Annotated in this window: 7 protein-coding genes and 2 pseudogenes; 4 read left to right on the plus strand and 5 right to left on the minus strand. The window is 59.5% G+C overall.

Features of this window, described 5'->3' with window-relative positions; translation table 11 throughout:
• Nucleotides 1–151 precede the first annotated feature (151 nt).
• Entirely contained in the window at nt 152–742 is a 591-nt protein-coding gene (locus tag I6F09_RS35855) for a ParA family protein (RefSeq protein ID WP_225129208.1), read from the plus strand.
• Between the two features lie 615 nt (nt 743–1,357).
• Here I6F09_RS35855 and I6F09_RS35860 read toward each other — a convergent pair.
• A complete protein-coding gene (locus I6F09_RS35860; protein WP_225129210.1) occupies nt 1,358–2,176 on the minus strand; it encodes a nodulate formation efficiency C protein in 819 nt (272 codons plus the stop codon).
• A 395-nt stretch (nt 2,177–2,571) separates the two neighbouring features.
• Here I6F09_RS35860 and I6F09_RS35865 point away from each other — a divergent pair, with 395 nt between their 5' ends.
• Nucleotides 2,572–2,796 carry a hypothetical protein gene (locus I6F09_RS35865; protein WP_225143681.1) on the plus strand — a complete coding sequence of 75 codons (225 nt, stop codon included), beginning with the start codon at nt 2,572–2,574 and terminating at the stop codon, nt 2,794–2,796.
• A 1,015-nt stretch (nt 2,797–3,811) separates the two neighbouring features.
• Here I6F09_RS35865 and tcmP read toward each other — a convergent pair.
• The 3 genes and pseudogenes from tcmP to I6F09_RS35880 form a co-directional block, all read right to left on the minus strand.
• Nucleotides 3,812–4,222, minus strand: a complete 411-nt coding sequence (tcmP, locus tag I6F09_RS35870) for a three-Cys-motif partner protein TcmP (protein ID WP_225143683.1) — start codon at nt 4,220–4,222, stop codon at nt 3,812–3,814.
• 74 nt (nt 4,223–4,296) lie between these two features.
• Complete coding sequence (locus I6F09_RS35875; RefSeq protein ID WP_346656687.1) at nt 4,297–4,770, minus strand: DUF5131 family protein; 474 nt, start codon at nt 4,768–4,770, stop codon at nt 4,297–4,299.
• A 95-nt stretch (nt 4,771–4,865) separates the two neighbouring features.
• Nucleotides 4,866–6,381 (minus strand): annotated as a pseudogene (locus tag I6F09_RS35880) (transposase); the annotation flags it as partial.
• Nucleotides 6,382–7,777: 1,396 nt separating this feature from the next.
• Between I6F09_RS35880 and I6F09_RS35885 the strand changes: the two are divergent.
• Nucleotides 7,778–8,311, plus strand: coding sequence for a hypothetical protein (locus tag I6F09_RS35885; protein ID WP_225143685.1), 534 nt, complete (start codon nt 7,778–7,780; stop codon nt 8,309–8,311).
• A gap of 63 nt (nt 8,312–8,374) precedes the next feature.
• Complete coding sequence (locus I6F09_RS35890) at nt 8,375–10,102, plus strand: recombinase family protein (RefSeq protein WP_225129218.1); 1,728 nt, start codon at nt 8,375–8,377, stop codon at nt 10,100–10,102.
• On the opposite strand, the pseudogene I6F09_RS35895 reads toward I6F09_RS35890, so the two are convergent.
• Nucleotides 10,047–10,525, minus strand: a pseudogene (locus I6F09_RS35895) (integrase core domain-containing protein); the annotation flags it as partial. The gene I6F09_RS35890 and the pseudogene I6F09_RS35895 sit on opposite strands and share 56 nt — an antisense overlap.
• Between the last annotated feature and the right edge of the window lie 174 nt (nt 10,526–10,699).

Here is a 10,699-nt window from a genome sequence, read left to right on the forward strand (position 1 = left end):
GTCGAGCACCGCGTCCGGGCCTTTGATTGGGTTGTGAGTTCCATGCTCGCTCTTAGTGCGATTCACGATGGCGAGTGGTAGGCCTACCAATCAGCAGGCTCTTTTCGGCGAATCGTGCGTTTCATGTCGCTGTTGTCCGGACACGCAGGCGATGTATGTCCTTGCTCTGGTCACCCAAAAAGGCGGAAGCGGCAAGAGCACGCTGGAGGTCGGAATTGCAGTCGCCGCTTTGGCGAACGGAAAGCGCGTTGCAATTGTCGAGGCGGATCCACAAGGAACGATTTCAAAATGGAAAGAGCGGCGCGGCCATTCCTATCCGCGGCTCGTTCGGGGCGCCGATCCCGTCGAAATAGAAGGGGCGCTGGTCAGCCTTGAAGCTGAGGGGATCTCGCTTATCGTCATCGATACCGCCGCCACAAATAATGCACTGGCCATGCGCGCAATCGCGAGGGCCGATCTTTGCCTGATCCCGGTGCGTCCGAGTCCGGCGGACATCGAAGCTGCGATACCGACGCTGATTGCTATTCGTAGGCTCAACCGCCGATTTGCTTTCGTCCTCAATCAGACACCACCGCGGGGCTGCCGCTTGACTGAAGCTGCAACGTCGCTCAATTCGCTCGGGGTGCTTGCGCTTCCCTATGTCGGACAGCGCAATGACCATCAGGACGCGCTTGGGGCAGGATTAGGCGTGACCGAGTTTGCACAAGAGGGAAGAGCCTCGGAGGAAGTTCGTGAGCTGTAGCGGTGGGTCTTGGAACAGCTTGTCGAGGGGTCGTCATGAGCCATACGGAAGAAACGAAAAAGCGGCGTGCTAGGCAGACGCGCCGCGCGACGCTCGCTCGTGGAGCCTACCGCGCCGGGCGAGCCGAGCCGTTGACGATAGCCTCTTTGTGTTGTCAGTCGGGATTGCTGCTCTAAATCCGAAATCGGAGAACGCAGGCGAGAATACGATTGATCAAACGATCCTTGTAAGGCAAGTGACGGCCGACTCCTGTTGAGTGCTCGGAATGCGGCGGCGGCGCGCAAGGACGAACTCCTGGATTCCGACGCTACCCCGTTATGCCCTGTCAGCGCGTTCTCGAAGCCGCCCTCCACGAGGTCGGACAATTCGAGCCGCAGCATCTCGTCGCGCAGCCGATTGGCGACGCCGCGATCTGCTGGGCGAAGGGCGCCGGAATTGCGTTCATAGGGCCATATGAGGGCAACCGGCCATGTTTCCACGGTCGGCTTGCTCGCCAGTGCATCCATGGTCTACCCCGGATGACAGGCTCTCGGGCGCGGTTCTCTGCGCGCGCGATCGTACGTATCAAGGCCATTTATGATCGACGGCCCTGCATCTCCAGCTTGTTTTCTGCCTTCACTTTGGCAATGTCTTTCGGGGCGGCTCGAATGCTTCCTGGTCTTTGGGGTCTGCAAGCTCAAACCAAGAGCCGGGTACTGACGTGGCGATAAGCTTGGCGAAGACGGATTGTGGCTCCCAATTTTGTCCTTCGCGCTTCTCGAAAATGATGGCTCCGTCGCCAAGGCCGGGAATACTGCAGCCGACCGAAAGCTCGACGCGCCACAGGTCGTCCTCGGCGGTTTGCTGCTCGTGTATTTTCGGCGAGTAGTGCACTGCAACCGGCTCGCCGATCGTGCAGCGGCCGCGCCGCAGAAGATCGCCCAACTTGCCTTGTGCGGTCGTCACGAAGTTGAAGTTAGCGGGATCATGCAGAAAGCGGCGGTTCACGCCTCTTTCGTTATTCGCTACCTCGTCAACAACAAGAGAGAGTGCGAACGCTTGCCAGCCTAGTTCCATCGGTTTCGCATATGGAGTCACAAGTTTCACCGTGCCATCGGGGGCCACCTCCCACGTGACCATATTTTCGTCCGTCGTTTTGTCAGACCTGTGTTTGGCCCATGAAAAGACAACACGCTGGCCAGTGTCGGTCTTTCGGCCAACCTCCCATCCCCTGGGAGCGAAGTGGGCTACCCTCGCGACCTTGGCAAAGATTTCCTCCGCCGTCTCACCATCCTCCGTTCGCCAAGTTGATCTAACCTTGTCGATCAGAGGGTTGTCATCCGCACGGACGCCGTCGCCCTTACCCGCCAGCCCGCCGGGCAAAATCAGCCACAGAATATGGCCGACACAGAGCCCGAGCCCGAGAGCGAACCAAAGCACGCGCCTATTAGTCATCTATTCTCTCACCCTACGCAGCCGCCCCTTACGCGTCACATCGTATTTCCGAAGAGACCCAAGACGCACCTATCAGGGTTGGTCGGTCACAATGCCATCGGCGTCTGGAGTGACGGTCCCGGCGGCGGGCCAATCACGGCTGGGGAAGCTACTTTTTGCGAGAAACCAAAGGTCGAAAGGCCACCGCGAAATATGCGCGCGGTCCGGACGATGGGCGTGGCTTTACCATTCCCGGGGGAACCACTAAATTCACGTTGTGGCATTGCCTCTCTCGGTGAACTCCGTTCGGGGGAAGCGTTTATGTTCGTCTCAGTGAGAGGGAGGCCTGCCGAACCCCAGGTTGAGACAGGTGCATTATTCACCGATTGGTTCGAGACGCCGCGATGGAGCCCGAAATGGTCAGCCGCATGAGGGCGGCTTACAAGCAAGTGCTCTATACCGTTTGCGTGAAGGATGGTGACGATCCGCTAACGGAAATGATCGCGAAGGAGGTCATCAAGATTGCACAAACAGTTGTCGGTGACCCAACAGAACTTGCCCCCTTGCGATCAGAGAGCTTGAACTTCGGTGAGGCGAACACCGCCATCTGGGCCAAGCTCGATAGCCGTGAGGGAAGTTAATGCGCTGACTTGACTGTTCATCGCGTCTTCATGGAGCGTGGAAGTAAGGCGGCGCAACTACATGCCGCTGAAAACCCGGCTCGCGGCGACGTGGTGTGAGATGCTGGCCGGACAGCGCCCACGCTGATCCTCAAGCAGTGGGAGAATACCCCGCCAACGCCATATCTCGCAGATCGCGAAGACCCGGCGGGATCGAACAGCGCGAGGCCGAGTTTCCCGCGCGCCTACTCGCCAAGGATCGCGGCGGACGGTGGCAGAAGTGGATGCGGCTGTGGCTCTGGCGCTTGATTTCGACGAGAGTGGGACCCTGTCGGGGTTCTCGATGATTGCTGCATGCACATCGTGCGCATGCAGCGGGGGTGATGTTGTAGATGCTCCCGTAGAAGTCCATGACAGACATGACGTCACCCGATTCCGTCACGAGGCGCGGAATATCTCCTAAGAGCTGGTTCTTTGCGGACGCACGTCCGCTATCGTCAAAAGATAGAGCATGCCCTCATCGTGCCTCGGATCGTAGGACAGCATGTCGAGGCCGGACCGACCGAAATGAGCCTGAAGGCTCGCATTGTCCGGATATCGTTGTAAAACTGCTTCGCCCGCTAGGCGTTGGCGAAGTGGATAAACCAATACCGCCATCCGCCCGGATTGTTGATCGAGAAGGGGCTGACATAGGGAGCGCATAGACGAAAGTCGTCAAAGACGATCTTCTCCGTCCGTAGCCAGTCGTTCTTGCTCATGAGTCCATTAAGCGCATCGACATTCGCGCTCGTTTAGCCCAAGATGAGCAAGCCGCACTCTTAGCTGCTCCGGCTGGTTCTTCTGTAGAAATGCCGGAAGTGAACTGATCATAAAGGTGTAAAAGATCTCGGCGGCGGGATAGGAGCGCATAATGTCAAGAAGCGTATTCCGGTCGACGTGACTGTCCCCACATTGATCCAGATTGAAGAGAACGCTTTTGTAGCGTCCTTGCTCAAGAACGTCTTGATCTTTGGATACGCAGCCTCGAAAAACTCGTTCAGATACTCCACGGAAGGTGTAGTTTCGGGCACGTCTGAACAATGTCAGCTTCCATCAGTCCAACATGTGTCTTCAGCAATTCTATGGCATCGCGGCTAGCATCGTTGAAGATCAGAAGGCACTCGACCTCGATGGCGCCGAGGCCTTGAACTGCACGATGTGTATTCACTGCCTCGACAGCACGCTTCAATTCTTCAATGAATATCAGTGGTGACCCAGGCGTGCAGCAGTGATATCGCCCGCCACCGGCAAATCCGTCGACGATTGCAAGCCGAAAACGCTCCTGTTGCGGGAGCTTACAGCGGACGGTTAGATAGTCGAAGACGTATTCGCGCAGGATTTTGTGTTTGCGCTTTGAATGCTCCTCGAGCTTTGCGCCATCAGCCCATTCATACCGTTTTTCGGCCACGTCGCCCCCAACCGTATTGCGCTATTATGGAACAGCGCCGGGACCGGTGGGCATCTCATCGCCAGGTCCGCCCCCTATATTCGCGTCCATTGGCCTTTTTCGAGCGCTTCTTGTTGTCTTTGCCCCCAGGTGCCCCACTGTTTGAAAAAGAAGGCCGTCCCGGCTGATAAGCACTGCACATAGATTTCGTCGATCCACTCCTCACGGATTGGCCGAGCTGCCTTCCCGCTTTCGCCACCGACGATCGCCCAATGGATGTCCCGGAGATCGGCAGTGCCGACGGCTCCGATAAGGGGCTCGGAAATGAACCGAATGGCTGCCGGCACCTGGCGCAGGTGCTCTATGCGATCCACTACGTCCGCGTTCTCAATGCTAGTGCCGAGCCAGATATTGGGCAGGACCTCGCCGATGAGGGCAGGGACCAACCTGGCCATGCGTTCGGGGCGCTTCGTGAGAATCTGATAGTTGTGATGCGGTGTCTCGCGCATCACCTGCCCGGCGTCGCGAATGAAGGCGTCGCTAACTCGTTCATGAAACAGGTCGCTCATCGAGTTTACAATATCTTGTGCGCGGCGGCGATCAGGGTGAGACTCCGTATTGCCGCACGTAAAAGTGCTCCCTCAGGGTGGTCCGCTGCCTCATCTTTTTTGCTCCTGACTTGAAGTGGAGGCGGCGTCTCTTGGGAGGGACCAAACAGCATGGCGTTGGCCTGTTCGCTGCGCCAGGTCTTTAGGCGACGCTGTAGCGTGCGCAGAAGTTTTTGGGGATAGATTCCAGGGCATTTTGCCTGCAATCGCGCTAGGGGTTCACTGCCGGTCCGCCACGGCTCGGCTTCAAACCATTTGCGCAAATCCGGCGTCACTCGAATGAGCGGGTCGGGACGGCGACGGCCTCTTTTGCTTTGGCGATCGGCCGATCTGTCGGCCGGGCACCGCCCTCCTTCCAAGCGGTTCTCAAGCTCGCCAGGAAAAGATCAATCGGCTGCGCGATCGGGCCGGGGTTCGCGGCAGGCTCGGCGTCAGTAAGCGCCGCCAACCGCTCCTGCGTCACTCGGATATCGCGCAACAAGGCGACGGGGTCGAGGCCGGCGAAAGTCTCTTGTAAACGGGCGCGAACTTCATCGGACGTGCGCGAGTCGGCGGCTAGCCGTTGATGCGGCGTGGAAGGCGCGCTGTAGGTCTTGTGCACCCGGGCGCCGTCGCGCTGCTTGGCGATCAGCTTGAACGACGGTTGAAGAAGTTCACGAACAGGCGCGCCGAGCGGTAGAGCTGCGCCAGCAACGTCGCTGCCTCCAAACCCTCGAACCGCCGGTAGCCGACCATCCTGCGCACGACAGCGCCGTTCTTTTGCTCGACAAAAGCTTGATCGTTTTTGCGGCACGGCCGGCAGCGCGTGAAAATGATATCGGCCGTGTCACAGTACGTCTTAAGCGTCTCGTTCATGAAAACGGTGTCATCGTCCGTGTCCAAGCCAAGAAGCGCGAAGGGCAATTGCTTACGCAATTCCGTCAGCACGGTGCTCAGCAGCGTCTGCTCGCGCACGATCAGCGGCGTGCATTCCGTCCAGCTGGTCGCGACGTCAGTGAGGACCAGGGTCTGTACGAAACTGCCGCGCGCCGATGGACCGCTGTGGGCGACAAGGTCCGCCTCCACGAAGCCCGGTGCGGGATCATTCCAATCCGCCGAAGTCCGTATCGGAATACTGCGTCGTAGGGCGTGTGCGGCCGATCGCCGGCGCTGGCGACCGGGCCCTTCCCGAATCCGGCCTAACGCCCGGTCGATCGTCGCCGCGCTCATCGAAAGCAGCTTGCCGCGGATCTCGGGAGCGAGGTCAAGATGGCTGTGCCGCTCCATCGCGTCGATCAGCATCGGTATCAAGGCTTTCAGCCGCTTCCCGCAAACCCGGTCCGAGGCTTCCCAGAGGAGTGCGAGCGCATTGCGTTCGGCTTCACCGTAAATCCGGCGCCGCGCCCGACGACCTGTTCGCGACCCATCGTGGCCCCGCAGCAGCCGCATCGGATGCTTGCGATGATATCCAGTGACATTGACGAACTCATCCAATATCCGCGCCTTCTCCACGCGATCGCTCGATCGGTAGCGTTCGCCCACAGCTGCCGTCAGTTCCTTCCTAGTCGCCATGCTCAGCTCTCCCCATCCCATCGGTCCGCGCTTTCAGCGTGACCAACGGCGCGCGCTTGGATGTGAAGTACACGCGCGGATATGCCCCTAAAAGGTGCCTAACTCACAATTTAGTCGCATGCTGGCGTGGTCGCCACTTCAGGGCGCGATCGGGCCGGCTGAGGTGCTGCGAACGCAGTGGATACCTGACACGCAGATCGGCATGCGTTGGCAAGACCTTGAACTGTCTGCCATCGACCGTGGCGAGAAAAGCATGGCGTGACCACCCGTCCCGAAGCCCATCCGCCGCCTGATCGAGCTGGGCCTGAAAGTGCAGCCCAAGTGAGGCCATAGTTGAGGAGCTCGTCGAGAGGGATGAGCCACCGACCGAAGTCGTCGCTTTCCGCCATAGCGGCGTCAAATGGAATGAGACTGAGACGCCGCGCCAACTCGCGATGGCCTGATACGAACGCTTGCCGCCGGCTTGCCTGCGGCAAGCAGGCGCGGCGCGGCAATCCGCTGCTTCCTTGAAATCACGACCACGGAAGATACAGCGCGGCGAACAGCACCAGGACGATTAGAATGCACGCCCACGCGATTGCTAGCGCCTTATCCATCGGCCGACTCCCCCGATCTCCTCGGCCGCCCGCCTGGCTCTGAGCGGTCCTCGGCAAGCCGACGCGCGCTTCAGGTCCACCATCGAGCAACTCAGCCTGCCACACAAATGTGTCCTGCAAGAGGCCAGCTCGCCCCCCCTCCAATCCGGTAGTTGAGGCGACCGCGTCAGGTTGCAAACTCCCTCCCGGCGTGGACACGCGTTTCCAGAACCTGGGGAGAAAGACCTTATGGCTCGTATTCAACATATCATTCACACTCCACAATGACGAATGGACCTCGTAAATGGCAAGCACTCCGCCCATACGCTACTCAGAAAGAGGCAATCCGCGCCGCGGTTGATGCCGCCCACGCGGACGGAAAGGCAGGGCACGACGTTCAGGTTCTCGTTCAAAGCGAAGCCACCAATTTAGAATCGAGTGGACATATGGCCACGATCCATACCCGCCAGCCGGCTAATCGCTGACCAGATGAGATCGGCGCCGACCAATCCTGGTAGATTGCCTTGCAGTCCTCTCCGCGATACTTGGTAGCACCCTTTGGGAGTTCAGCCTCTCAGCGGGCCGAGGTGGCCAGCCTTGCTACCTCTGAGGGCGACGGCTGGTGGTAGGGACAGTGCTTCCGGAGGCGTGAGCGCCGTGTCCCGTCCGCGCTGTCCCGTTTTTCTCAGGTTTGAAGGGCGCGGCCGTCCCAGCCAGGATCAGCCGCGCCCTTCGAGCCCCGGGCTAGCCCCGAAGTAGTCGATTGGCCTTCGGGTGGCTATCGCGCCCGCATCGGTTGAGCAAAACTCCCCTATGAGCACCAAAAGAATGGAGCATTTCCAATGAACATCGATCTCGCGGCGGTGCTTACTAAATTTCAGAACATCTCGCCTGGTGCATTTATCAAACTCGATATCTCAATTGACGGCGGATCATTCGGCATCTTTGTAGAGGACGGCCACGGCAATCAGGGCATCGTTACCTTTCCCGCGACGCCTGCCCCACAAGACCAAATCGCGTGGCATCAGCGGGGCGGAATATCACACCGAACAATTATCTACTTTCCGACCGCACTTCTGAGGCGGGCCCTGTCGAGCACTGCCGTGCCAGGTTCTGCAGCGGGCGTGCCCTTGGTCTGCGTGGGGAACAAGGCGTTCATCGCAGGTCAACAAGATCGGCATCACCGTGAATACTTCAACATCGATACGGGCAAAGCCGAAAAGGTGGCTTTAGATGACGCGGTGTTGTTCACGGAATCGGCCGTGGGGCATGTGGTCGACGGAAAATTCGACGAAAATCTACAGATACCCTCTGCCTGGTACTTCTTAAAGAGGAGCGGCAAGCCGTTTGAAGTCCCCCGCCTTTCAATCCGCTGAATCTGCACCAACGGTGCGAGCTGGAATTGCGGCTTCCAATCACAGTAACAAAGGAAACGTGATATGATCCCTATTGAGGAGGCCTTTATTCGAGCGATGACGTTGCTTGACGGTCCAAAGCCAACCGAGCAACGGGCTGAAATCGTCGCCCACCTGGATACTATTATTGACTATGCGCGCGACGATGCCGAGGAGCGCCTAGCCCATAGTTTCAAAGCGATGGCCTTGAACCACCTCGACAGCATCGGTCGAGATACGTCGACCATTGTTGCGGAGAAAATGGAGCTGGCTCTGATCGCCGCCGAAGAATTGATTATAGCTATCGTCGAGCGCAACCGGCGCGGATCTGCCATCCACCGGATCATTGAGAACCCGGTCTACGGCGGCGCCTATGCCTATGGTAAGACGGCCGTGGCGGCGGGATACAGCACCGCGGGCGTGAGCGTGAAGATCCGCCGCAAGGCGCGGAACGAATGGCTGACGCTGAAGCCCAACACTCACGAAGGGTATGTGAGCTGGGAGAAGTTCGAGGCGATTCGCACCATGGTCAGCAGTAATGTTCCCACCAGTCGGCATCACGGCGCGCCCAAGCATAGTGACGCGTTGCTGGCCGGTCTGATCCGCTGCAAGCGCTGCGGTCGCAAGCTCACACTCCGGTACTCCGGCATGGAGAACCATATCCCGCGCTACAGCTGCAGCTGTGCCTGGATGGACAATGGCGGGGCCCACTGCATCGCCTTCGGCGGACTGCGCGTCGATGACGCCATCGAGGAAGCACTGCTTGGAGTCGTCGGTCCAGGCGCGGTCGCCGCCGCAACCGCTGCCGCCAACGGAGCCAGGGAACGGCGCGATCGGGTACGCGATGCTCTCAGTCGCGACCTCGAAGCGGCGCGCTATGCCGCCGACAGGGCTTTCCGGCAATACGATGCCGCTGATCCCGCGCACCGGCTGGTCGCCAGTGAGCTGGAAGCCCGCTGGAACAGGGCGCTTACTCACGCGGCGGAGGTTGAGGCCAAGATCGCCATGCATGATGTGGCGACGTCCGCACCCCTTGCTGATCCAGCTTCGTTCGGCATTCTAGCCTCGAACCTCAAAACGGTCTGGGATGCGCCGACGACGGATGCTCGTCTCAAGAAGCGCATTGTGCGCACCCTCATTCATGAGGTCGTGGCCGATATCGACGACGTGGCGTCCGAGATCGTTCTCATCGTCCATTGGGTGGGTGGCGCCCACAGCGAGTTGCGCTTGCCGAAGCGCCGGCGCGGACAACGCAACAGCACCTCTGCCGACATCATCCAGGCCGTACGTCAACTGGTGGTGATCGCCAGCGACGATCTGATTGCCGGCCTCCTCAACCGCAACGGCCTCAAGACCGGCAACGGCAATCGCTGGACCCGCGAGCGCGTCACATCAATGCGCTCGAACTACCACATCCCGGTGTTCAAGCCCGCGGAGGACGGGATCGAGCCATGGCTCAACCTTGGCAAGGCCGCAAAGCTCTTGAAGATCGCGCCCAAGACGCTCCGGCTGGCCGCTGAAGTCGGCGAGATCGAATCCATCCATCCTCTGCCGGATGGTCCTTGGATCTTCGCCCGCACCTCGCTGACAACAACTGCTGCTCAATCTATCGCGAACGAGCGCGACAGAACCCAAATCATCACCCCGCGGGATCGCATCCCGCTCAACAAAATCTCTTCTCTTCAATTACATAGCCAGATGGGTGTTCTGATGCGCAGTTGTAATCGGCCCGCCAGCATCCGAGTGCGACGCGGGCCTGGGCCAGCGACGTGAACAGCGTCTCGTTCAACAGTTCATCCCGCAACCTGCCGTTGACGCTCTCGATGAAGGCATTCTGCATCGGCTTGCCCGGCGCGATGTAGTGCCATGCGACACGGCTCTGATCAGCCCATGTCAGGATGGCGTTGCTGGTGAACTCGCTGCCGTTGTCGCTGACCACCATCTTCGGCCTGCCGCATTCGATCGTCAGCCGGTCCAGCTCCCGCGCCACGCGGTTGCCGGAGAGCGAGGTGTCGGCTACCAGCGCCAGGCACTCGCGGGTGCAATCATCGATGACCGTGAGAGGATACGGAAGCGGCGGCCATCGGTGAGCTGATCCGACACGAAGTCGAGCGACCAGCGGTCGTTCGGCGCATCGCCACCGTCATCGGCGAACCGTGTCCGGATCGGCCGCTTGCGGTCGCCATGGCGGCGCACCGCAAAAATCGCGCTCGATTGTCAGTTGTCCAATCTTGGCGTGCAGCCGCGTTCACGATGGTGATGCCGAACCACCAGTACAACAGTGGGCAAATCAGGCTGGCAAGCCTGAAGGGAAAAGTGCTGAGCCAGTAGAGCAATGAATCGAGGATCCCGATTCGATGCATCAGACCA

The sequence above is a fragment of the Bradyrhizobium sp. IC3195 genome (assembly GCF_020193585.1).
GTDB classification, from domain to species: domain Bacteria; phylum Pseudomonadota; class Alphaproteobacteria; order Rhizobiales; family Xanthobacteraceae; genus Bradyrhizobium; species Bradyrhizobium yuanmingense.

Excerpts from the sequence above, each read along its gene's own strand:
- I6F09_RS35855 (WP_225129208.1), top strand. The coding sequence starts at position 152 with ATGTATGTCCTTGCTCTGGTCACCCAAAAAGGCGGAAGCGGCAAGAGC.
- I6F09_RS35865 (WP_225143681.1), top strand. The coding sequence starts at position 2,572 with ATGGTCAGCCGCATGAGGGCGGCTTACAAGCAAGTGCTCTATACCGTT.
- I6F09_RS35875 (WP_346656687.1), bottom strand. The coding sequence starts at position 4,770 with ATGAGCGACCTGTTTCATGAACGAGTTAGCGACGCCTTCATTCGCGAC.
- I6F09_RS35890 (WP_225129218.1), top strand. The coding sequence starts at position 8,375 with ATGATCCCTATTGAGGAGGCCTTTATTCGAGCGATGACGTTGCTTGAC.
- I6F09_RS35885 (WP_225143685.1), top strand. The coding sequence starts at position 7,778 with ATGAACATCGATCTCGCGGCGGTGCTTACTAAATTTCAGAACATCTCG.
- I6F09_RS35860 (WP_225129210.1), bottom strand. The coding sequence starts at position 2,176 with ATGACTAATAGGCGCGTGCTTTGGTTCGCTCTCGGGCTCGGGCTCTGT.